Origin of the sequence: Legionella nagasakiensis, from assembly GCF_900639915.1 — a bacterium.
GTDB classification, from domain to species: domain Bacteria; phylum Pseudomonadota; class Gammaproteobacteria; order Legionellales; family Legionellaceae; genus Legionella_A; species Legionella_A nagasakiensis.
Genome location: NZ_CAAAID010000020.1, coordinates 1 through 22,400, shown reverse-complemented (window position 1 = coordinate 22,400; position 22,400 = coordinate 1). Strand labels below are relative to the sequence as shown.

Below are 22,400 nucleotides of genomic sequence, written 5' to 3'. Positions count from 1 at the left end.
CAGAATAGTTGAATGAATACCCAGGCTCCTCGCTGCTTCAGAACAGGTATATCCTTGTTCAGTGACCAGACTAATTGCATCCAGTTTAAATTCTTTTGTATATTTTCTTCTCGTAGACATATTGAACTCCAATTAAGCAAATTATCTCTTAACTGGGCTGTCCAAATCAATTAGACCACGTCAATAATAAATCTGATTCTTCTCGCTTATCAGGACGTTCATTACCAGAATCCCTTGATTTAAAGAAACCATATCCAGCTAAACCAGCAGCGGCTACACCAGCAATGGCAATGGCACCGATGCCAAATGTCGAGACACTGATTACACCAACGAGAGCCAAAACCACTATTGCCACGGCAGCAATACTTGCAGCTGCACACAAGGTCGCGCCTGCTTTCAATAGGAAATTATAGTTTGTAGTTTCGTGAGCGGGTTGATGCGCAGGAACTAATGGATGAGTGATACCCGCCAGATCTTCCATGCGATCATCCTCTCTCTCTTTGCGTCGTCTCTGTCTGAGATTTTCTTGCTGAGGTCTTAAGCGCGCTCTATCTTCTTCTGCAGCCCGTCGCTCTAGATCTGATAATCCATAGTCAATATGTTCACCATACACTTGTTTTGCGACAAGCTCGTCTAGCATTGCCCTGTGGTTTCGCGGACGGTAAGAAACATGAACCATCCTCCTATAAGCATTAACGACATGAGTGCCACATTCATAATGATTTGATTGCAAACCTGTAGTTCTATATTCGGGCACAATCCGTTTTCCAATTAAGGCAGTTAGAAATATACTACTTGCCTCACCAATTGATTTTTGCCTGGGTGTTAATCCATCTTCAGCAAACGGTTGCGAGTCAAAAATTGTCCAATTATCACCGACTCCATAGAGGTAAGTCCAATGGCCATCATGGGTGATTGGCAGAAATACAGGTTTTCCCGTTTCAGTTCCTTCTTGAATCAGCTGCTGTATTTCCTCATCTTGCTCGCGTGAGCTTTCAGTTAAGGAAAAAGGTTGAGATTTTAATATGTGTGCTGTGTTAAAGGTTTCAGGATTTAATAAATCCTGCATGTCTTTTAGTGTTAACAAGGTATCCGCTTTCACTTCGCCTGTTTTTTGAAACTGATCGCCTACACTTACATAGGCAAGAGCATGAAGCTCACGAGCTGCATCTTCCATTTCAGCAAGTTGTTTATCAAACTGTTCTTTCCATGCAAGTAACTGTCTGTTAATCGTTTCAGCATCAATTATTGATTGTAAAGAGATAATATCCAAAAAAGATCTCAAAGCGTCAATGGCATCCCTGAATTTAAGTTGAGGAATATTATATAAATAGATACCCCTATCAATGCATAGCGATATAATCTCTTCTTTTTTATCTCGTAATAAACCTCTTTGGCTAGGGAGTAGTTGGTTTGCCAATTCTTCGAAAACTCCCCAGTTTCTTCTCAGGTGATTTCCTTCAGCTTCGGAGAGCCTCATGGTTTTATCCTCTTTAAAGTTATTTTTAATATCTTCATACTCAAAGTGTACAGTATCCAGATTAAGCCAACATTAACTGACGGCTTCTCGTAATTTCCAGACACGCGGCGAATTTTGCTGAGCACTCTTTATCCATAAAAGAAGTGGTAGAGCGCTGTTTTTTGCTGGTGGAGCTTGGTCTTGTAAGGCGACAGCAAAGACGTATTTTTTCCTTAAGTTTTGTAATGCTATCCAGACTTTGCTGGCATTTGGGTTATGATCATGCAGTATCAATTCGTTGCCGCGAAAGACGACAGCCACTGACTGACCTTTAAGGGCTTGTTTTACGGCAGATTCCAGGCTTCGCCATTTGGCTTTTTTCTTACGTTGCAGCGCCGTTTGCGGTGGATGTTGTTGGTAGGCAACACGTGCTTGGGGGGTTTGTGGTGAGCTAAAAAGGTGAAATCTTGGTTTTTGCTTAAGGAAAAAACTGCATAAGGCATCCACCAAATAGCGGTAGCGTCCGGAAATTGCTGGACTGGTTCCTGGCATGCCGTTGATGTAGATAGCAAAGGCAAGCGTATGGCCATTCGCGGTGTATAAATAACCAGAAAGGCTAACAACACCAGTCATTGTCCCTGTTTTGGCCCGAATTAATCCTTGTTGTTCTGGTTTGCGAAAACGTTTTTGTAAAGTGCCATCATGTCCTGCGACGGGTAAAGCAGCAATGTATTCATAGGCAAGTGGGAAGCGTGTATGTAAAAAGCGCAATAAGCCGACGGTTTGATCGGGTGTTAGCTGATCATAACGTGACAGCCCTGAACCATCGGTTAATACGGCACTGTCTAAAGAAACGCCTGTTTGATTTTGCAGAAAGGCTTTTAGCACGGATTGTGCTTGTTTCCAATTTAATGGTGCGCCCTGAAGTTTCGCTGCAGCGTGTAAAAACAAACTATCTGCATATAAATTATCAGAAGGTTTTAACGTATCTGCCATCAATTGTGCAATTGGTTTTGAATCATGCGTCGCTAATAATAAAGCGCCAGTTGGCATGTTGCCGAGAACCACTTGGCCATCCAGTTCAATATGCAAATCAGCCAATTGCTGTTTAATGAGTGCTTGTGCATACCGTAATGGATTACGAATAGCAAGCCGCTGTTGGATAGCCCATTGATTCAGTCCGACACAACCACGAGCTGTTAACCGATTGTCTTGATCCATGTTAAAATCAACCCCACAACCAGCAGCGCTACTCTTTGTTTTGACTTGATTACTAATTAAAAGATGATCATTTTTTCGATTATTGACTTCTACCAGAGCCAGGCGATCTGGTTGATAAGCTGGATTAACGGTAACGGTTAAGCGATTTTCATCAATGATGACAGGTGCTACAGGCGCACCATAACTGTATTTTAAGTCCTCAATCATCCAGCCCGGAGCATAGGCATTGACGTAACGGTTATTACTCACCAGCACCACATTACCTTCAATGCGTTTGATTCCCCATGTGGGCAGTTCGCCTAATAAATCAGCCAAATGAGTTTGGCTAAAAGAAGGATCACCAGGTAAATAGAGGTAGATAGACCCCTTTAGTGTGCCATTTTCCAACAGGGTTGCGTTTGTACTTAATTGGCTTTGAAAGCGGTAATCCGGCCCTAAAATCAAAAGTGCCGCGGCATCTGAAAATAATTTCATATTGCTTGCCGGGATAAAGGCACGTTTTGGATTTCTCTGATAGAGTGTTTCGCCTGTGTTTAAATCAGTGACTACGATACCAATATTAATGGCAGGGTCAACTTGATCGATTAATTTATCAACCGATTTTTGCAGGTTGGCAGCAGTAGCCACTGCTGCCATGAACCCTAACAGTAAACCTGACAAAATCCGTTTCATGAATGGGGTACTCTAGTCAGAAGGGAATTGCACAATAGATTCTAATCATAGCGCAAGCCCAGACGTTCTAGAAGTCCTGCAAGCGTATCATTGTCATAAAATTTTATTTTTAACCATCCTCCATGTTGTGTTTCATCGCAGAGTACCTGAACAGGAGCACCAATTTGCTCTGCCAAATGGGTTTCCAGGCAAGTAATGTCGTGGTCTTTAGGTTGTGAGAGGGGGTTAGAAAGCATTTTATAAGCACGTATTTCTTGTTCAAGCCGTCTTACAGACCAGTTGTGCTGATGTATCTTTCTTGCCAATGTTTCTTGTTGCCTGGGTTCAAGCCCGACCAGCATGCGCGCATGCCCTAATGTTAATCGCTTTGCACACAACTGCTCTTGAATGATGGGACTTAAGGTCAAAAGGCGTAAGAGATTGGCAATATGACTGCGTGATTTTCCCACCAGAGTCGCTAGGTCGTCTTGCGTAAAGTGAAATTCATTGAGTAGACGCTGATAACCATTTGCTTCTTCAATTAAATTTAAGTCCTGGCGTTGGATGTTTTCTATAAGGGCAACGGCTGCAGCCTGCTCATCGCTGTATTGGCCGATAAGGCAGGGTAATTCAGTTAAGCCTATAGTCATTGCCGCGCGCCACCGTCTTTCGCCAGCAATAATTTCATAACGATCTGCAGCGATTTGCCGTACGACTAAAGGTTCAATCAATCCTTGTTTCTGAATGGATTGAGCAAGTTCTTTTAATGCTTCAGGTTCAAAGGTTTGTCGAGGTTGATAACGGCCGCGTTGCAAACTTTCGATGGGTAATTGTTGCAAGCGTGTATTCATGATGATTGATAAGACAGTTTGGGTTTATCGTATAGCCACCATCCTAAATGAAAGAGCATGTGTGCGACAATGGTAAACAAAAGCCCATAATGCCAAAACAGCAAGCCAAACAAGATGGCTTGCCAGCCATTTAAAAGTACCAGAGAATAAAGAAAACGATGGGTTGCCTGACATCCTGCAGCAAGATAAGCAGGAATATGACTCAACGTATAAATACCTCCCGAAATAAGAATGGCGCTCCATAAAATCAGAGGACTTCGCTGTCCAGTAAATAAAATGGCAAAAAAAGCGGTGAGATTCATCAGCCCCCAGCGCGCCAATATTTCTTCCACGACTCCGCCATAGAGCATGCAGCCGTCAAGGCCTAAGGAACCTCGTAGAGTTTTCATAATATTCAAGGTTGCTTCATCAAGAAAGCTGCTCACCAGTCCATAATACAAGATGAGGAAGACTACTAATCCCCCCAGGGTGTATAAAAATACCGGGAACAGTCCATCCTGTATTGCAGTAAATATGGCATTACCTTGTAATAAAGGATCAAGTAAAGGCGCGTTAAGCCCAGTGGAAGCGGACAATACACTGCCTGCAATACTCATGACGAATACCATAAGCAAGGTTTGTCCAATGGCTAACTTGCCGAGACGTTTTTGCATGTGTAAGGAGCTTGATTTTAATAATAAGTTAATGAGTCGTGGTATCGCAATCAATACCCCAGGGAGAGAAAGAACAAATAAAACGATAACTAAAGGCCAATGAATTGCCATAATTATTTTCCTGTAAGCTATTTTGACTTCTGCTCTAGCTAATCTTACCTAAAGCACTATAAAAAAAGCCATCCATGTTATTTTCCCCAGGTAATATCTGCCATCCATGACCAGTCTCCCTACCCCAGATGGTTTTTTTCTCTATTAAAAAACGACAATCACGCTGAGCTTCGATAAACTTAGCAATTTGTAGCTCATTTTCTTCAGGCATGATGGAACAAGTTGCATAAATCATGATGCCGTCTGGAGCAAGAAGAGGCCATAAAGCATGCAATAAATTTTGCTGTAATTTTATTACAACGTCTATTTCTTTTGCCGTTCTTAGCAGTTTTATATCCGGATGACGCCGGATGACGCCAGTTGCTGAACAAGGAGCGTCAAGAAGGATGCGGTCAAATGGTTTACCATCCCACCAGGAATTGACATTAAGTGCGTCCGCTTCCACTAAAGTAGCATGGAGTTTCAAGCGTTTCAGGTTTTCACGAACACGTTGCAGGCGATGGTTGTCAATATCAAGTGCCATGCAAGCAGCAAGTTGTGGTTGAGATTCTAATATATGGCAGGTTTTTCCTCCTGGAGCACAACAGGCATCAAGAAGTCGAAGGCCTGGTTTTAAATCAAGAAGGGAAACCGCTAATTGAGCGGCTTCATCTTGCACAGATACCTCACCTTCGGCAAAACCAGGTAATCGTTTAACATCACAAGGGGTCATTAATTGGATACCGTGTGTGGCATAAGCATGGGATTTTGCCTTGATGCCAGCAGATTGTAATTTAGATAAATAATTTACAAGGGAAATCTGCTTACGGTTAACGCGCAGGCTCATAGGTGGGTGAATGTCGTTGGCTGTCAGTATTTTTTGCCAATCATCGGGCCAAGCGGTTTGCAAACGCTTAATAAGCCAGGGTGGATGATTAAAGCAAAAATCAGGGTCATTTTCCAATTTGGCTAACAGTTCTTCCTGCCGTCGACAATAAGTACGCAACACCGCATTGACGAGACTTTTAGCCCATGACTTTTTGATTTTATCCAATAATGAGACAGTTTCCTTAACAACCGCATAATCTGGAGTATGTTGATGATGCAGCTGATAAAGCCCAATCAGTAAGCATCCCCACACCTCAATGTCTTTAGGACGTTTGCTTAATAAATGGTTGGCAATGGCTTGAAGCTGGAAATAATATCGGCAAACTCCAAAGCAGATGTCTTTGCAGAGAGGTGTGAGCGCAGTAGACTGCATGGCATGGGAAAGAGGCGTATGATTTCGTAGTAATTGTGCAAGAATGCGAAGCGCTTGTAATCGCTCATTGTTTTTCATTGCAAAACCAAATGCTCATGAAGTTGGTTGCGTGGTGCATTTAGCCACTCGCTTACCGCCATGACTTTACCGCCAGGGAATTGCAGATGTTCAACAAGAAGAACTTGTTTCCCTGTTGCGATTTTTATGCCTTTTTTATCAAGCGAAAGAATGGTTCCAGGAATTTGTGTGTGTGATTCATGAAGAACGCGTGCTTGATGGATGCGTAATAGAATGTCTTCTGCTTGAGTATGGGCAATTGGCCAGGGATTAAACGCTCGTATTTGGCGCTCAATTTCAACGGCCGATTGTTGCCAATTAATTTTGGCATCTTCCTTGCTGATTTTAGGGGCATATGTGGCTGAGGGATGGTTTTGTGGTTGGTGATTGCTTTGTCCGCTTGCTAAGTTATCCAGTACTTTTATCAAAGGAGCAATAGCGAGCTGTGCCAGGCTATCATGCAAACTGCCAGCTGTTTCATCTGGTTTTATAGTATATTCTGCCTTTGCTAACATATCGCCTGTGTCCATGCCAGCATCCATTTGCATGATGGTGACTCCTGTCTCAGTGTCTCCATGCAGCAAGGCATATTGAATGGGTGAGGCGCCGCGCCAGCGAGGTAATAAAGAAGCATGCACGTTAATGCAGCCTAGACGAGGTATATTCAAAACAGCTTGAGGCAAGAGCAAACCATAAGCAATGACAACCATGACGTCAGGGGCAAGCATTGCTAACGTCTCAATCGCGTGGGGGGCTTTAAAATTCAGGGGCTGGTATATGGGTAAATTTTGATCTTGTGCCCATTTTTTCACTGAAGAAGCTTGCATCTGTCTGCCACGGCCAGCTGGCCGGTCAGGTTGCGTAAAGATTGCCTGCAGCTTATGTTTTGATTCAGCCAAGGCTTGCAAGCTAGGTAAAGCAAACGCCGGTGTTCCGGCAAAAACAATTCTTAGGGGTTTCATGCGTTGCGATCTTTCTGACGTACGTATTTCTCTGATTTTCTTCTAGCCATCGTTCGTTTCAAAGGGGAAAGCAAATCAATGTATAACTTACCGTTAAGATGGTCAATTTCATGTTGCAAACACTCAGCTAAAAGTCCTTCCGCTTGTATTTCAAATGGTTTGCCAAAACGATCTTGAGCGCGCACGGTTACTTTTTCAGCACGAATGACTGTGTCATAAGTGCCCGGGACCGATAAGCATCCTTCCTGGTATTCAATATTGCCTTCTGATTCAATGACTTCAGGATTAGCGATAACGATTTGTTCCGTTTTATCACCAATCACATCGATAACAGACAGACGAAGATTAACACCAATTTGCGGTGCGGCAAGTCCAACCCCATGAGCATCATACATCGTATCAAACATATCGTTAATCAACGTTTGTAATTTATCATCAAAAGCATCTACCTTGGCAGAGACTCGCCTTAGGCGGGGGTCAGGTAAGTAAATAATCTTGCGAACGGCCATGTTGAATCTATTTCAAAAAAGTAAATGCGTGCTATTATCGCTAATACTCCGTGCTGTCGCAAGATGTTGGTACTCGGTTTAATAGTTGGAAACTGGTATTTTTATATCCGAGAAGTATACATTGATAGGGAATGGTTCATGCGATACATGATGTTTTTTTTAAGTCTTATACTTTCAGTGTCTGCCCAGGCGTTAACGTTACGGTCTGATGCACCGGCGCAATATGTGGTGCAATCCGGAGATACTTTGTGGGATATAGCCAACCGATACTTGCCGCATCCATGGGAATGGAAATCATTATGGCACGCTAATCCGCAAATAAAAAATCCAGACCGTTTGTATCCTGGTGCCGTATTGGAATTGCATTATCATCAACAAAATCCCTATTTAAAAGTGCTTTCTAACGGGACTATCAAATTATCACCTTACATGCGTCCTATGCCATTGGAAGATGCTATTCCCCCCATCCCCCTTAGCGATATTAGGCCTTTTTTGGATGCGTCACTGGTACTTGATAAGGATAGTTTAGTTAATGCGCCTTATATTATTGCGTTTACAACAGAGCATTTGTTGGGTGGTCAAGGTGATGAAGTCTATGTCAAAAATTTATGTCCGCCTGTACCACGCCCCGGAACGACCTTCTCTTATGGCATTTACCGCCCATGTGGAGAATACATTGATCCCACCACAAAATGTTTTCTGGGCTATAAGGCAATATTGGTGGGGTATGCTGAATTGGTGAAAGGCGGTGATCCAGCCACTATCTTATTAACAGACATCATGCAAGGCGTTGAGTTAAAAGATAGAGTCATGCCTAATAACCATCCTGAATTTGCAATTTCTTTTGAACCTAAGGCGCCTAATCATTCGGTCCATGGTGCAATTATTGATTTGCCAGGCGATTATTCGCAAGGTGCTGCGGGACTGGTGGTTGTGCTGAATCGGGGAAAGGATGCTGGTTTACAGGAAGGAGATGTTCTTGGCGTATTTAGTGAAGGCAAAATGGTTTCTGATCCTAAGTGCCCGCCTCAATGTGTGCAACTCCCTCCTGAACGTATTGGGGAAGTGATGATTTTTCGCACCTTTACTCATACTAGTTTTGCGTTAGTTGTGCGTTCAATTCGTGCAGTCAAACCGATGGATACTGTTACGAACCCATGAATAATAAACATTATTTACTTGCTCTTAATCGTATGAGTCAGATAGGCCCGCGAACCATTGCCAAGTTAATGGTGCGTTGGCCGAATTTAGAAGAACTGTTTAAATTGTCTATCGGAGAGCTTGAAAAAGCCGGTTTACCTTTACGATTGGCGAAAATAATATCGACGTTTGAACTGTCACAAATAGAAAAGGATATACAATGGCAAACGGCTGAAAATCATTTTCTTCTGACTTGGTGTGATGATGAATATCCTTATTTATTAAGTGAAATTTATGACCCTCCTCCCGTATTATATGCCATTGGTGATTTAACGGCCCTGCAACCACAAGCAATTGCAGTAGTAGGGAGTCGAAAACCGACGATAACTGGCAGTGAAACCGCTCGACAGTTTGCATGTGAGTTGGCCAAAAATAAGGTGGTTATTGTCAGTGGTTTGGCCTGTGGCATTGATGCTCAGGCTCACAGCGGTTGTTTAGATGCGGGAGGAAAAACCATTGCAGTTATGGGGACAGGGATGGATAGCATTTACCCTTCTCGTCATAAAAAGCTGGCTGAACGGATCGTTCAAAATGGATTATTATTAACGGAATTCCCCTTAGGAACCCCACCTGCGCCTGGACATTTCCCTCGTAGAAATCGTATAATAAGTGGTTTGTCATTGTCCACTTTGGTCGTTGAAGCTGCAATGCGAAGCGGTTCATTGATTACAGCTCGTTTGGCACTGGAACAAAATCGAGATGTTTTCGCGATTCCGGGTTCTATTCATAATCCTTTAGCAAAAGGTTGCCATTACCTGCTACAGCAAGGCGCGAAACTGGTAACTTCCTGTGAGGATATATTGAATGAACTGGGCCTGGATTGCGGCATACAAAAAACATCAGAAGTTAGTGTTTTCCTTGCAAGTGAGAATGAAAACCTAGTAAAGTTCATTGGGTTTGAGACAACGACCATCGATCAGATTGTTGTGCGTAGTGGTTTGAGCGTTGAAAAAGTGGCCTGTGATTTGGCGGAGCTGGAATTAGAAGGTATTGTAAAAGCAGTACCTGGCGGTTACATGAGGTGTAGATTATGAAAGACAGTTTGTTCGAAATGTTATTGAGTTTGTTTGAAAAGACATTAACAAAGTTAAAAGAAAATCATGCAGCCGAAACAAATAAAGATACGGAGAAAGAAAAATCGACGGATATTTATACCTCTTCTTTAGACCTCTCTAGTGAAGGCATCCAGGCTGAATTTTTTAAGTCAGCGCAATGTAACTCTATGCGAGTTTTTACCTATGATGAACAGATGAAGTTTACCAAGGCAAGTTATCAGTTTTTAATGCGTTTATTGGTATGGGAAATTATCGATCGCGATACGTTAGAGCTTATTATTAATCAACTTGTATTTTCTGATTCTCGTATTGTTTCTTTGGAGGAAACTAAATGGACGGTTCGTAATGCGCTTGCTGATACACTAAACTCTGAACAGCTTGCATTTCTTGATCTTGTGCTGTATCAAAAAGAAGATGAGTATTCCTTGCATTGATATTACCACAGGAAGAGGTTTAACGGCTTATGAGCAAGCATTTGGTTATCGTTGAATCACCCGCCAAGGCGAAAACCATCCAAAAATACTTAGGCAATGATTACGATGTTTTAGCTTCCTATGGGCATGTGCGTGATTTGCCGCCACGTAAGGGTTCTGTGGAACCTGATCATCATTTCGCTATGACCTACAGCCCAATTGAAAAAAACATGCGGCATATTGAATTAATCGCGAAAGCTTTAAAAAAAGCGGATTCGCTTTTACTTGCAACCGATCCAGATAGGGAAGGCGAAGCGATTTCTTGGCATGTTTACGAATTAATGAAAGAGCGTAACCTGTTAAAAGACAAGACTGTACATCGTATTTTTTTCAATGAAATCACAAAGTCGGCCATTAAGGAAGCCATTGAAAATCCCCGCGATATTTCTATGGATTTGGTGAATGCACAGCAAGCCAGACGTGCTTTAGATTATTTGGTTGGTTTTAATTTGTCTCCGTTGTTGTGGAAAAAGGTACGGCGTGGTTTATCAGCAGGTCGTGTGCAGAGTCCGGCACTTCGCTTAATTGTTGAACGGGAAGAGGAAATAGAACGTTTTATTCCGCAAGAATACTGGCGGATACTGGCCAATTGTCAGCAGGACGCTACGGTTTTTGAGGCACGCCTGACTTATTACCAGCAAGAAAAATTACAGCAATTTACCATTAATAATGAGCAGCAAGCTCAGCACATCAAGAATATCCTTTTAAATGAGGCAAACGGCACGTTACTGGTCAGTAATATTGATAAAAAACAACGCAAACGCAATCCCTCTGCGCCATTCATTACATCGACGCTACAGCAGGAAGCAGCCAGAAAGTTAGGATTTACTGGCCGTAAAACCATGATGGTAGCCCAGCAGTTGTATGAAGGAATTGATATTGGTACAGGAACTGTGGGCTTGATTACCTATATGCGTACTGATTCGGTTAATTTAGCTGCCGAGGCGGTGGATGAAATTAGAACTTATATTCGTCAACGTTATGGTGAAGATAATTGCCCTAAAAATGCAAGAATATTCAAAACAAAATCTAAAAATGCCCAGGAAGCGCACGAGGCTATTCGCCCTACTTCGATAAAGCGTACGCCTGAAATGGTAAAAGAATCACTGACGATTGACCAATTCAAACTGTACAATCTGATCTGGAAACGCACGCTCGCCTGTCAGATGGCTGAGGCAATTCTTGATACGGTAACCGTCGATCTCAGTTGTGGTGAAGGGAATGTATTTCGTGCAAGCGGTTCAACCATTCTTTTTCTTGGCTTTTTGAATGTCTATGAAGAAGGTCGGGATGATGCAAAAGAAGAACAATCCACGGTACTTCCTGCGCTTGCTGTGGGAGATAAAGTGGAATTGCTTGATATGTTAGCGAATCAGCATTTTACTGAGCCTCCTCCGCGCTATTCTGAAGCATCTCTGATTAAAGCCTTGGAAGAGTTTGATATCGGCCGGCCATCCACTTATGCTGCCATTATTCATACTTTACAGCAGCGTGAATACGTCATTGTAGAGAAAAAGCGTTTTTATCCGACTGATGTAGGTCGAATCGTTAGTCATTTTTTAACGAATTATTTTACGCGATACGTGGATTATAAATTTACTGCTCATCTTGAAGATACATTAGATGCAATTGCTCGAGGTGAAAAAGAATGGATTCCGGTGTTGGAAGATTTCTGGCAGCCATTTATCGAGAAAATTCATGTCATTGATGAGCAAGTGCAACGCAAGGATATCACAACCGAGGTGCTTGATGAGGTTTGTCCGAAATGTGGCAGTCCACTGGCGATTCGTTTAGGCAAAAGAGGGCGTTTTATCGGTTGTACGGCTTATCCTGATTGTGATTATACTCAGGATTTAAGTACCTCTTCTCATGAACGAACTGAACCTGAAATCCTTGAAGGACGAGTTTGTCCTGAATGTGGCGGAGAATTACATATCAAAGTCGGGCGTTACGGCCGGTTTATTGGTTGTGGCAATTATCCTAAGTGTAAGCATATTGAGTCTTTGGAAAAACCAGCCGATACACAAGTAGAATGCCCAAAATGTCACAACGCGACTCTTTTGAAACGCAAATCACGAAAAGGAAAGATTTTCTATTCATGTGCGGCTTATCCTAAATGTGATTATGCATTGTGGAATGAACCAATTGCTCAGTCTTGTCCTAAATGTGGCTGGCCGGTGCTCACAGTAAAAGAAACCAAACGTTATGGCCGTCAAGTGATTTGCCCGCAGGAAGCGTGTGATTACACGGCATCTGCATCGCAAAGCGAGTAATTTTTTGTAATTCATTGAACATTTATATCAACTATTGACACAAAAAAAAGTATCATATAAGAATGTCGGAGAATTATGTCACCATCCATCCATGGCAGTGATGGTTATTTGTGGTATGAGTAATATGAATAAATTTTTATACTGAGGAAACAGTAAAATGTCAGACAAAGTGCGCGGTACGGTAAAATGGTTTAATGACAGCAAGGGCTTTGGTTTTATTGAAAGCGAGGGCAAAGATTATTTTGTTCATTATAGTGCCATACAAACCGATGGGTTTAAAACACTAAAAGAAGGAGCCGTTGTATTATTCAAAGCTTCACAAGGGCAAAAAGGTCCACAGGCCGAAGAAGTAGAAATTACATCATAGGCTTTGCTGCTGCCTAATCGTATTCTTAGAGTTTGGTTGCAGATTCGCTAAAAATAGATCAAGAGACGTTCTATACGAGTAGTATAGGAACTAATGGTTAGTGTTCATTTTTAGTAGAATGTGTTATCAAACTCTTACGACTAGTCGAGACAATCCATGCATTCAATAGGCGTTTGGTGGCTATGGCTGGTTTTTTTTATCATCATTTCTATTGTATTGACCATTGATTTATTTCTATTCGGTGGTAGAAAGCAACATCAGGTATCACTGAAGTCCTCTTTTATATGGAGTGGCGTCTGGATTGGATTATCATTGCTGTTCAATGCTTTTTTATGGCTATATCTTGCTCAAAGCCATACCATATCTTTTGCTAATAAAAAAGCATTGGAGTTTTTTACCGCCTATCTAATTGAAAAATCATTATCCATGGATAATATTTTTATTTTTGTAATGATCTTCCACTATTTTTCTATTCCTCTTAATTTTCAACGACGCTTGCTTTTATATGGGGTGTTAGGTGCAATAACGTCGAGACTCCTATTAATTTTGGCAGGAATCTGGTTGATTAATCACTTCGATTGGATTTTTTATTTGTTTGGGTTATTACTGATTTATTCTTCAATTAGAATTTTTTCCTTTCAAGATGGGGAACGGTCAATGTCTGATAATTTGATTTTGCGTGGATTACGGCAGGTTTTACCACTCACTGATTCAATTTCAGATCAGCAATTTTGGGTAAAAGAAAAGGGGCGTTATTACTTTACACCACTGTTCGTGGTCCTTGTTTTTATTGAAATCAGTGATCTGATGTTTGCTGTCGATAGTATTCCAGCCGTGTTTGGTGTTACCAATGATCCTTTTATTGCCTTCACTTCCAATGCTTTTGCTATATTAGGGTTGCGAGCCATGTACTTTATTTTGGCAAACATACAAAATCAATTTTATTTTCTTAAATATGGTCTGGCGTTTATATTATGTTTCATTGGCATGAAAATGCTACTCCATGATGTGGTAGAAATCCCTGTCTTAGTGACCTTAGCCGTTGTCATGTTCTCTCTCTTTGCCTCAATCACTTTAAGCAAACTCCTCAATATTGATACTAAAAAAAATTGATGTTTATCTGTTTTTCTGAACAACTCTTCTCTTTTTTGTCTATAAATTAAAGATATGCTAGAAATTGCCGATTATTTTTATGAAAATATTTTAGACAGTGAATATATTATATGAACATAAAACAGCAGCTTGCCATACGCTCGGCCGTTTTAAAGGAGCATATTAATAAATATGCCATTTTAGGCCTGATCATTTCTATCGGCAGTATCATATTCGCTTCTTTGTTAGTTTCTTATCAACAGACAGGAACCATAAGTCTGGTAGGTTTTATGGCAGCCCAAGCCACGAATCCTGCTATATGGGCGCTTGATTTGACACCATTTATATTTGCTTATTGGGGGCAGTCGTTCTGTTATGAATTAGCAAACAAGGCTGAATTGATCATTGCAGATAAAACCAGAGAAATCGCGAGTAAAAGTGATGATTTGGAATCAAAACTTAAATATGAAAGTCATCATGACAGCTTGACAAATTTACCTAATAATCGCTTATTATCGAAACGTATTAATCAAGGTATTCAACAAATTCATCCTGGGGAGGAACTTGCTTTAATCGTCTTGAAAATCGATAAATTCAAAGAAGTTAATTATAATTTTGGCAGTTTTAGTGCCAATAGTCTTTTGATTCAATTTTCAGAAAAGTTGAAGTCCATACTGCTAGAGCCATACATGTTGCAAGCTTACATGGGCATGAATATGGTTGCTCGTATACAAGGAGCAGAATTTGCAATTCTTATTCCAAGACTAAAAAAAGAACATCAATTTGATAAAATTATAAATAATATTATTCAAGAAACGTCGGTAAGTTTTATGATTGATGGCAATGCCATCGAAGTCACGACAACGGCAGGTATCGTATTTTATCCGCAGCACGGTGATAATGATGAAGAATTAATTCACCACGCAACATTAGGACTGCTTGACGCTGAGAAAGAGCATAAATCCTATGCTGTGTATCAAGTGAGCATGGAAAAAAACTATACAACCAAACGAATTATTTTAAAAGAATTAAGAAGCGCTATCGAACAAGAGGAAATCAGCATTTTGTATCAGCCAATTGTGGAGCTGGCGACTGGAAAAATATCAGGTTCTGAAGCTGGAATTCATTTTGATAATGTTCAATACGGCAACTTTGATGTTGAAAGGTTGGTACCTTTAGTGGGTGGAACTCTTCTGGTTCAAAACCTAACGGTTTTTACTTTGAAACATGTGATTAGTCAGCTGATGTCATGGCATCAGGCTGGTCACCGAATTTATATCCAGGTTAATTTATTTAATGTAACCGATATGGAGTTACCACGTATTTTACAAAATTTATTAAAGGAACATGATCTATCGCCAGACTATTTGAAAATTGCATTGACTGAACAAGCTTGTTTAAGCGATCAAAAACGTTCAATTGAAGTACTTCGGCAACTGTCTGAACTGGGAGTAAAAATTGCGATTAGTGATTTTGCCAGTGGTTATTCTTCTTTTGTTTATTTGGCTAATTTTCCTATAAGCGAAATTAAAATTGATAAGTCTTTTATTATAAATATGATGAAAGATGAGAAAAGATATCATCTTGTGGAAGCAATAATTAACTTGGCCAAGGTAATGAACTTAAACGTTGTTGCCGATGGAATCTTCGATGATAATACATTGAATGAGCTTAAAAAGCTTGGGTGTCCCTATGGGCAAGGCATGTATTTTTCCACCCCCGTTTCTGCTGACCATTTTTCCCAATTGCTTAGCACTCCTAAATAAGGCAAGTAGATTATTGAATTTTCAGGAGGTTGTGCATAAAATGCGCATGGTGATATTTAAAATATATTTGCTACTACAAATGATTAGGATAAAAAATGACGGCTTATAGAAAAATGTTGAAATCAAAAATCCACCGCGCTTGTGTGACGGAAGCTGATCTCAACTATGAAGGCAGTATTACTCTTCCTCCTGAATTGCTTGCTGCTGCAAATATGTTGCCATACGAGGCAGTCAACGTCTGGAATGTGACTGCGGGGACAAGATTTGAAACATACACGATTGAAGGTATGCCAAACTCGACTGACATATGTGTTAATGGAGCCGCTGCCCACCTCGTCACTCCTGGCGATATTATTATCATTGCTTCTTTTATCCAGCTTGCTGAGCAAGCCTGCTATACTTTTAAGCCGACGGTTGTTTTCGTAGACGAGCATAATCGCATAAAAGAACTGCGCCCGGAAATTGTTAATCTGAAAAAATCGATAGAAACCATCTGATCAAGTATTGAATTTGGGGCGGGTAAGCATACGTCTCATTGGACTGGAAAATTAAAATAAGTGCGGGGATAAGGTTCATTTTCCAGGGTAAAATGCCACCATTCCTTAGAGTAAGGCTTGAATCCATAAGTCTTCATTAATTGTCGCAGAAGCAGCCGATTTTTAAGCTGTTGCTTGCTTACTCCTTGATGAAAAACATGAGCACTTTCATCAAAATAATCAAAAGGAGTGCCCATGTCGATGGAATGAATCTTCTGAGAAGCTGCGGTTTTTGTTGTGCGATTTATTTTATTGTCTTTGACTAATGTGATATCAACGGTGCTGCCGCGGCTATGGCCTGAGTAATGGGCTATATATCCTTTTTCAAATAATGTTTTTTTAGGTTCATGTGGATAAAAGCGCTGTTTCATGCGAGTGTCATTTAAATCTTTACTCCAAAGGTTAAAGGCATTCACAGCCATTTGCGGGCGATAGCAATCATATACTTTGAGTCGATAACCCTGTCGGGCTATTGCAAATTGTGCCTTCTGCAATTGATTTGCAGCAGCTCTGGTAAGAATGCAGCGAGGTGCTAGATAACCTGGTATGGGATTTCCTACAAAATTATTATTGTTGGCATAGCGTATGTCTTCGATGATATCTGGGGCGGTGTCATGAAGATAAACAAAATTATCAGGCAGAGCATAAGCAGATAAGTAGAATCCCCATAGTAGTAATAGGATAAATCGCATGAGAATCCTCTTTAAAAAGACAGGCCATTGTAATGAGCTTAATTGTACTTAATTTTAGTGTGCGTTACATCAATGCCTGCATTGTACTCTAGGAATAAAAATTTATTTTTTGGGGGTGAAGCCAGAACTTCACGAGATTCGATCCCATCATAATCCATGAAACCACAGGCAGTTAACATCAATAGCAGCGGTAACAATACAATTCTTTTCATCAGTGCTCCTCAGTTTTAAATTTCACCCTAGGATAGTTTATAGGATTATCTTTGTTAACGCTTGTGTTTCAGGAATTCCTTTCACTATACTGATGTCTACTATATTCAAATGGAATTCAAGGCATTAGAGCATTCGGCTAAATGCTTGTATGCGTTTCCCTGTGATTTTGTGCTACTTTCCCGACTCATTTAAGTCATTTCAATAGGGCATACTTAGGATAACATGATGTTAGACAGAGCCAGTGTTATAAATGAACAGTTTCTAGAACGAGTAAAGCATGCAGATTTTCCAACACCTAAAAGCACAATCAGCCTTGCACATGCGGGACTTGATAAAAAGACAGCGATTGAATTGTTTGATTCACAAATTAAATCCCGCCAACTTGATTTTATTGCTCGCCAATTAAAAGAGAAAGGACTGGCTTATTATACGATTGGCAGCAGTGGGCATGAAGGAAACGCTGTTTTTGGCCAAGTATTTCGGTCAAGCGATATGGCTTTTTTACACTATCGCAGTGGTGGGTTTTATTTGCAAAGGGCCAAGCAGGTTGATGGCTGCGATGGTGTGCGTGACATTTTGCTTTCGTTAGTTGCTGCCGAAAAAGAGCCTATTGCCGGTGGTCGCCATAAAGTATTTGGCAGTGTGCCATTAACCATTCCTCCACAGACGTCGACGATTGCTTCTCATCTGCCGAAATCACTAGGTGCAGCCCTTTCTATTACGCGGGCCAAGGAATTAGCAATTGAGAGTTGTTTACCGACTGATTCGGTTATTCTTTGTTCGTTTGGCGATGCTTCTACCAATCATGCATCGGCACAAGCAACAATCAATGCAAGTTCTTGGCTTGCGCAACAGTCCTATCCTTTGCCACTTATATTCATTTGTGAAGATAATGGGATCGGCATCTCGGTTCCAACCCCGAGTCATTGGATAGAGGCATCAATAAAATGCCGACCTCATATTCATTATCTTGTCTGCGATGGTTTGAATTTTGCTGATTGTTATGCCAAAGCCAAAGAAGCTGACTATTTAGCGCGCATAAAAAAACAAGTGGTTTTTTTACACATGCGGTGTGTTCGTTTATTGGGACATGCGGGTTCAGATATTGAGTCACAATATCGAAGTTTAACGGAAATAGAAGCGATTGAAGCTGATGATCCATTATTGCATACAGCGGGTATTCTTTATCGCGCAGGATGGATGACGTTACAAGGAATTGTCAGCTTATACGAAAATAATCATGCATTGATCAAAGCAAAGGCATTAGAAGTCATTCATAGTCCTCAGTTGGCTAGCGCTGAAGCGGTTATGGCATCTTTATTACCTAAATGTCGCAAGGCAAAACATTACCCGTTACCTGACGAAAATCGCCGTGGACAAGTTTTTTCAGCAAGTTATGCACAATTGACTATGAAACGCAATTTATGTCAGCACATTAATTTTGCATTGACGGATTTGCTGATGCAATATTCTAACATGGTTGTGTTTGGTGAAGATGTTGGTAAGAAGGGTGGCGTTTATCGGGTGACGGCGGATTTGCAAGCCCGTTTTGGAAAGAGGCGAGTATTTGATACGATTCTCGATGAAACTACAATTTTGGGAACGGCCATAGGAATGGCGCATAATGGTTTTATACCAGTTCCGGAAATTCAGTTCCTCGCTTATTTTCACAATGCAGAAGATCAGCTAAGAGGCGAAGCGTCTACGTTGTCATTTTTTTCAAACGGTCAATATCAAAATCCAATGGTGATAAGGATACCGTCTTTGGCTTATCAAAAAGGGTTTGGTGGCCATTTTCACAATGACAATTCCATTGCAGTTCTTCGTGATCTGCCTGGTGTCATTGTTGTGTGTCCGTCCAATGGCCCTGATGCCGTGAAATTATTGAGAACTTGCATGCATCTTGCGCATCATGAAGGTCGTGTGGTTGTGTTTCTGGAACCCATTGCATTATATATGACCAGAGATCTTCATGAACCTGGAGATAATGGCTGGCTATTTGAATATCCGCCGTTGGATGAGCGCATACTACTCGGAGAAGTAGGCGTATACGGTAAAGGGGATATGGTGATTCTGACTTATGCTAATGGTTATTATTTGTCTCGCCAAGCTGCAAAGATATTAGCTGAGCGCTATGACATCAAGGTAAAAATCGTTGATTTACGCTGGCTTAATCCGTTACCCAAAGAAGCTATTTTACGTGAGGTATTGAAAGCAAAACAGGTATTGATTGTTGATGAAGGACGAAGAAGCGGCTCAGTGAGTGAAGGTTTAATGGCATTATTAATGGAGCAGGACTTGTCTAATCTAATGGTCAGGCGTCTTACTGGGGAAGATTGCTTTATTCCTCTGGGGAGTGCTTGGCAACATCTTTTACCAAGTCGAGATAAGATTATCGCGGAAATTAGGAGTATGGTGGAAAACAGTATTATCTCAGAAAAAAAAGTAGGCCGGGTAAAATCGACTCGAGCGTTTGTTAGATAATTTTGAGAATTTCATAATGAGAAAGGAGAGTGAAGTGGACGACTTGCTATTTCTGGATGAACAATTGCATGATGACGAACGTATGATCCGCGATAGTGTTAGCCGCTTTGTCAGTCATGATGTCGTTCCCCTCATGGCTGACGCATTTGAACATGCAACATTCCCGCGGCAACTCATTAAAAAATCAGCTGAACTGGGACTATTGGGATTAACGCTACCAACAGAATATGGTGGGTCTGCAGCCTCTTATGTCGCTTATGGTCTGGTTTGTCAGGAACTAGAACGTGGTGATAGTGGATTACGCAGTTTTATTTCTGTGCAGAGCTCATTGTGCATGTACCCTATTTTTCGTTATGGCAATGAGGAACAGAAAAGGCGATTTTTGCCGGCGATGGCCGCTGGAGAAATCATTGGCTGCTTTGGTTTAACCGAGCCGGACTCGGGTTCGGATCCGGCCAGTATGCGCACGTTTGCTAAAAAAGTTGAAGGTGGCTGGCGATTAAGTGGTGCGAAACTTTGGATAACCAATGCGTCAATCGCCGATATCGCCATTGTTTGGGCAAAAACCGATGATGGAATTCGAGGATTTATCGTTGAAAAAGACTTTCATGGATTTGTGCGGAATGAAATCAAATTAAAAATGTCATTACGTGCGTCCATCACCGGCGAGCTGGTGTTTGAGGATGTGTTTATTCCAGAGGCTAATTTATTGCCCGAAGTACACGGATTGGGTGCCGCATTAAGCTGCTTGAGCCAGGCGCGGTATGGAATTGCCTGGGGAGCGATGGGTGCTGCTATGGCTTGTTTTGATATTGCTCGTGATTACTTGCTCGAACGCAAGCAATTTGATAAATCCCTGGCTTCATTCCAGCTCATTCAAAAGGATCTAGCTGAAATGTATACCGAAATTGTGAAAGCACAATGGCTCAATCTGCAAATTGGTCGCCTGAAAGACGAGCAACGAGAAACCCCCGTGATGATTTCACTGGCCAAAGGCAATGCATGTCGTGAAGCATTGAAAATTGCTCGCACTTGCCGGAATCTATTGGGTGGGAACGGCATCAGTCTGGAGTATCATGTCATTCGTCATATGCTGAATTTAGAGTCTGTTTTTACCTATGAAGGTACTGACAATGTCCATACCTTGGTTTTAGGCAGACACATCACCGGTATTAATGCATTCGATTAACAGGGCAGGGATAACTTGCATAAGGTTTTATCAGTTTTTTCTACTACACTTAAAGTATAACTAGAAAAAATCTATCCTGTTTGGGGTGATTTATTTGGGAGATACTGATGGGTATAAAATTAGAACCAGAGCCAGATACATTATTAAGCCCTGAAGAAGTAAAAAGAGATTTGATGGATATTAAGTTAGAATCAGAACCTAATGCTGAGTTAAGTCCTGTAGGAGTAAAAAAGGCACTGCAAGAAGAAGGCTCGGATAATTACGAACTTCAATCTAGTTTCGTAGGCTCTGATATGGTTGATTCATTAGGTGAAGGAACGCCGGGTTATCAATCGACTGGTGAAGCAGATGGATTTGGTTATGGGGCTTTACAGGAAGAGATTAGCGGTGAGGTAGAAACAAATGACGAGCAGGAATATGAAGAAGAAATAGATGCACCCACCCCCAGTCCGTCTCCTTTTTCTAAAAAACCTTATTAAAAAATAATAAGTAAGAGAGGTTTTGTTAACAATCTATTTAGGGCCGGATTTTCTTGTCTTGTTATTTATTCAAAGACCAGTTATCATTCCCATGCGGTCGGGGCGTAGCGCAGCCTGGTAGCGTACTAGCATGGGGTGCTAGTGGTCGAAGGTTCAAATCCTTCCGTCCCGACCAGTTTCTAGATGTTTTCAAATTTTTGGCTCTTTCCCATTTAAGGGGGCAGCTATTAATCACCCGCAGAGCACCTTAACACGCACTCTATAATTTTCAAAATTTCTAAACCCATAGGCACGACGTTGAATGAGTTTCATTTTGCGATGAAACCCTTCTGTGATTCCATTTGATTTACTAAACCGCCACATTCTGGCGACTTCATCTTTCCAAGCTCCCAGTGTCTTACCCAGTGAAGCTAAGGCTTTAAAAGCACTTTGCTTTAATTCAGTAAGCATGTCTAAGAAGGTAGGTATTACTTTACGGCATGCCTGTTGGGTTAAAGCTCTTTTCATTAAAAGAGTATGAAGCTGTTGTTGGAATTGATAGATAGCATTGATAGCCTGATTTTGAATTAAAAAAGCGTCTCTTTTAGCCCTCTTTTCTTCACTCAGGTTATCAGGCCTGGTTCTCAATAAGGCTAAGATACGGCTCTTTCCCATTTAAGGGGGCAGCTATTAATCACCCGCAGAGCACCTTAACACGCACTCTATAATTTTCAAAATTTCTAAACCCATAAGCTCTTCGCTGAATGAGTTTCATTTTGCGATGAAACCCTTCTGTGATTCCATTTGATTTACTAAACCGCCACATTCTGGCGACTTCATCTTTCCAAGCTCCCAGTGTCTTACCCAGTGAAGCTAAGGCTTTAAAAG

At 41.2% G+C, this 22,400-nt stretch carries 22 protein-coding genes, 1 tRNA gene and 1 pseudogene; 12 read left to right on the top strand and 12 right to left on the bottom strand.

What is annotated here, in order from left to right; all coding sequences use genetic code 11:
• From E1O52_RS12570 to def, 8 genes are all read right to left on the bottom strand, one after another.
• Positions 1-120: transposase (locus E1O52_RS12570; protein WP_165474677.1), on the bottom strand; the 120-nt coding region annotated here is incomplete at its 3' end.
• Between the two features lie 46 nt (positions 121-166).
• Complete coding sequence (locus E1O52_RS12565) at positions 167-1,480, bottom strand: hypothetical protein (protein WP_133128997.1); 1,314 nt, start codon at positions 1,478-1,480, stop codon at positions 167-169.
• Between the two features lie 72 nt (positions 1,481-1,552).
• Positions 1,553-3,352, bottom strand: coding sequence for a D-alanyl-D-alanine carboxypeptidase/D-alanyl-D-alanine endopeptidase (gene dacB, locus E1O52_RS12560; protein ID WP_133128996.1), 1,800 nt, complete (start codon positions 3,350-3,352; stop codon positions 1,553-1,555).
• Between the two features lie 41 nt (positions 3,353-3,393).
• Positions 3,394-4,182, bottom strand: coding sequence for a ParB/RepB/Spo0J family partition protein (locus E1O52_RS12555; protein ID WP_133128995.1), 789 nt, complete (start codon positions 4,180-4,182; stop codon positions 3,394-3,396).
• On the bottom strand, positions 4,179-4,946 hold the full coding sequence (locus E1O52_RS12550; RefSeq protein ID WP_133128994.1) for a CPBP family intramembrane metalloprotease: 768 nt from the start codon (positions 4,944-4,946) through the stop codon (positions 4,179-4,181). Before E1O52_RS12550 ends, E1O52_RS12555 begins: the two co-directional genes overlap by 4 nt.
• Before the next feature lie 34 nt (positions 4,947-4,980).
• Positions 4,981-6,264: a 16S rRNA (cytosine(967)-C(5))-methyltransferase RsmB gene (gene rsmB / locus E1O52_RS12545; protein WP_133128993.1), complete on the bottom strand. Its 1,284-nt coding sequence runs from the start codon at positions 6,262-6,264 to the stop codon at positions 4,981-4,983.
• On the bottom strand, positions 6,261-7,205 hold the full coding sequence (gene fmt, locus E1O52_RS12540; RefSeq protein WP_133128992.1) for a methionyl-tRNA formyltransferase: 945 nt from the start codon (positions 7,203-7,205) through the stop codon (positions 6,261-6,263). The genes rsmB and fmt overlap by 4 nt, the downstream gene beginning before the upstream one ends.
• Positions 7,202-7,714 carry a peptide deformylase gene (gene def, locus E1O52_RS12535; protein ID WP_133128991.1) on the bottom strand — a complete coding sequence of 171 codons (513 nt, stop codon included), beginning with the start codon at positions 7,712-7,714 and terminating at the stop codon, positions 7,202-7,204. The genes fmt and def overlap by 4 nt, the downstream gene beginning before the upstream one ends.
• A gap of 138 nt (positions 7,715-7,852) precedes the next feature.
• Here def and E1O52_RS12530 point away from each other — a divergent pair, with 138 nt between their 5' ends.
• The 8 genes from E1O52_RS12530 to panD all read left to right on the top strand — a co-directional run bounded on the left by E1O52_RS12530 (position 7,853) and on the right by panD (position 16,437).
• Entirely contained in the window at positions 7,853-8,875 is a 1,023-nt protein-coding gene (locus E1O52_RS12530) for a LysM peptidoglycan-binding domain-containing protein (protein ID WP_133128990.1), read from the top strand.
• On the top strand, positions 8,872-9,948 hold the full coding sequence (dprA, locus tag E1O52_RS12525; protein WP_133128989.1) for a DNA-processing protein DprA: 1,077 nt from the start codon (positions 8,872-8,874) through the stop codon (positions 9,946-9,948). The genes E1O52_RS12530 and dprA overlap by 4 nt, the downstream gene beginning before the upstream one ends.
• Positions 9,945-10,403 carry a DUF494 family protein gene (locus E1O52_RS12520; RefSeq protein ID WP_133128988.1) on the top strand — a complete coding sequence of 153 codons (459 nt, stop codon included), beginning with the start codon at positions 9,945-9,947 and terminating at the stop codon, positions 10,401-10,403. Before dprA ends, E1O52_RS12520 begins: the two co-directional genes overlap by 4 nt.
• A 29-nt stretch (positions 10,404-10,432) precedes the next feature.
• Entirely contained in the window at positions 10,433-12,715 is a 2,283-nt protein-coding gene (gene topA, locus E1O52_RS12515; RefSeq protein ID WP_133128987.1) for a type I DNA topoisomerase, read from the top strand.
• Between the two features lie 157 nt (positions 12,716-12,872).
• A complete protein-coding gene (locus E1O52_RS12510) occupies positions 12,873-13,082 on the top strand; it encodes a cold-shock protein (RefSeq protein ID WP_133128986.1) in 210 nt (69 codons plus the stop codon).
• A 156-nt stretch (positions 13,083-13,238) separates the two neighbouring features.
• A complete protein-coding gene (locus E1O52_RS12505) occupies positions 13,239-14,195 on the top strand; it encodes a TerC/Alx family metal homeostasis membrane protein (protein ID WP_133128985.1) in 957 nt (318 codons plus the stop codon).
• 110 nt (positions 14,196-14,305) lie between these two features.
• Complete coding sequence (locus E1O52_RS12500) at positions 14,306-15,940, top strand: putative bifunctional diguanylate cyclase/phosphodiesterase (RefSeq protein WP_133128984.1); 1,635 nt, start codon at positions 14,306-14,308, stop codon at positions 15,938-15,940.
• A gap of 95 nt (positions 15,941-16,035) precedes the next feature.
• Entirely contained in the window at positions 16,036-16,437 is a 402-nt protein-coding gene (panD, locus tag E1O52_RS12495; protein WP_242602254.1) for an aspartate 1-decarboxylase, read from the top strand.
• A gap of 35 nt (positions 16,438-16,472) precedes the next feature.
• On the opposite strand, the gene E1O52_RS12490 is transcribed toward panD, so the two are convergent.
• Entirely contained in the window at positions 16,473-17,168 is a 696-nt protein-coding gene (locus E1O52_RS12490; protein WP_133128983.1) for a M15 family metallopeptidase, read from the bottom strand.
• Between the two features lie 38 nt (positions 17,169-17,206).
• A complete protein-coding gene (locus E1O52_RS13235; protein WP_165474826.1) occupies positions 17,207-17,380 on the bottom strand; it encodes a hypothetical protein in 174 nt (57 codons plus the stop codon).
• Positions 17,381-17,606: 226 nt separating this feature from the next.
• On the opposite strand from E1O52_RS13235, the gene E1O52_RS12485 reads away from it, so the two are divergent.
• The 4 genes from E1O52_RS12485 to E1O52_RS12470 all read left to right on the top strand — a co-directional run bounded on the left by E1O52_RS12485 (position 17,607) and on the right by E1O52_RS12470 (position 21,708).
• Positions 17,607-19,865 (top strand): thiamine pyrophosphate-dependent enzyme, encoded by a 2,259-nt coding sequence (locus E1O52_RS12485; protein WP_133128998.1) that lies wholly within the window; start codon positions 17,607-17,609, stop codon positions 19,863-19,865.
• 34 nt (positions 19,866-19,899) lie between these two features.
• Positions 19,900-21,054 carry an acyl-CoA dehydrogenase family protein gene (locus E1O52_RS12480; protein WP_133128982.1) on the top strand — a complete coding sequence of 385 codons (1,155 nt, stop codon included), beginning with the start codon at positions 19,900-19,902 and terminating at the stop codon, positions 21,052-21,054.
• Positions 21,055-21,161: 107 nt separating this feature from the next.
• Positions 21,162-21,533: a hypothetical protein gene (locus E1O52_RS12475; RefSeq protein WP_133128981.1), complete on the top strand. Its 372-nt coding sequence runs from the start codon at positions 21,162-21,164 to the stop codon at positions 21,531-21,533.
• A 98-nt stretch (positions 21,534-21,631) separates the two neighbouring features.
• Positions 21,632-21,708 (top strand) — tRNA-Pro (locus E1O52_RS12470).
• A gap of 56 nt (positions 21,709-21,764) precedes the next feature.
• Here the strand turns inward: E1O52_RS12470 and E1O52_RS12465 are convergent.
• Both E1O52_RS12465 and E1O52_RS12460 read right to left on the bottom strand, forming a co-directional pair.
• Positions 21,765-22,172, bottom strand: a pseudogene (locus E1O52_RS12465) (transposase); the annotation flags it as partial.
• 34 nt (positions 22,173-22,206) lie between these two features.
• The coding region (locus E1O52_RS12460) for a transposase (RefSeq protein ID WP_165474655.1) at positions 22,207-22,400 on the bottom strand (194 nt) is incomplete at its 5' end.

Bases quoted from the DNA above. Each gene is read 5' to 3' on its own strand.
- E1O52_RS12510 (WP_133128986.1), top strand. From the start codon at position 12,873: ATGTCAGACAAAGTGCGCGGTACGGTAAAATGGTTTAATGACAGCAAG.
- fmt (WP_133128992.1), bottom strand. From the start codon at position 7,205: ATGAAACCCCTAAGAATTGTTTTTGCCGGAACACCGGCGTTTGCTTTA.
- rsmB (WP_133128993.1), bottom strand. From the start codon at position 6,264: ATGAAAAACAATGAGCGATTACAAGCGCTTCGCATTCTTGCACAATTA.
- E1O52_RS12490 (WP_133128983.1), bottom strand. From the start codon at position 17,168: ATGCGATTTATCCTATTACTACTATGGGGATTCTACTTATCTGCTTAT.
- E1O52_RS12505 (WP_133128985.1), top strand. From the start codon at position 13,239: ATGCATTCAATAGGCGTTTGGTGGCTATGGCTGGTTTTTTTTATCATC.
- E1O52_RS12520 (WP_133128988.1), top strand. From the start codon at position 9,945: ATGAAAGACAGTTTGTTCGAAATGTTATTGAGTTTGTTTGAAAAGACA.
- E1O52_RS12530 (WP_133128990.1), top strand. From the start codon at position 7,853: ATGCGATACATGATGTTTTTTTTAAGTCTTATACTTTCAGTGTCTGCC.
- def (WP_133128991.1), bottom strand. From the start codon at position 7,714: ATGGCCGTTCGCAAGATTATTTACTTACCTGACCCCCGCCTAAGGCGA.
- dprA (WP_133128989.1), top strand. From the start codon at position 8,872: ATGAATAATAAACATTATTTACTTGCTCTTAATCGTATGAGTCAGATA.
- E1O52_RS13235 (WP_165474826.1), bottom strand. From the start codon at position 17,380: ATGAAAAGAATTGTATTGTTACCGCTGCTATTGATGTTAACTGCCTGT.
- E1O52_RS12565 (WP_133128997.1), bottom strand. From the start codon at position 1,480: ATGAGGCTCTCCGAAGCTGAAGGAAATCACCTGAGAAGAAACTGGGGA.
- E1O52_RS12475 (WP_133128981.1), top strand. From the start codon at position 21,162: ATGGGTATAAAATTAGAACCAGAGCCAGATACATTATTAAGCCCTGAA.
- E1O52_RS12485 (WP_133128998.1), top strand. From the start codon at position 17,607: ATGTTAGACAGAGCCAGTGTTATAAATGAACAGTTTCTAGAACGAGTA.
- panD (WP_242602254.1), top strand. From the start codon at position 16,036: ATGACGGCTTATAGAAAAATGTTGAAATCAAAAATCCACCGCGCTTGT.
- topA (WP_133128987.1), top strand. From the start codon at position 10,433: ATGAGCAAGCATTTGGTTATCGTTGAATCACCCGCCAAGGCGAAAACC.
- E1O52_RS12550 (WP_133128994.1), bottom strand. From the start codon at position 4,946: ATGGCAATTCATTGGCCTTTAGTTATCGTTTTATTTGTTCTTTCTCTC.
- dacB (WP_133128996.1), bottom strand. From the start codon at position 3,352: ATGAAACGGATTTTGTCAGGTTTACTGTTAGGGTTCATGGCAGCAGTG.
- E1O52_RS12555 (WP_133128995.1), bottom strand. From the start codon at position 4,182: ATGAATACACGCTTGCAACAATTACCCATCGAAAGTTTGCAACGCGGC.
- E1O52_RS12500 (WP_133128984.1), top strand. From the start codon at position 14,306: ATGAACATAAAACAGCAGCTTGCCATACGCTCGGCCGTTTTAAAGGAG.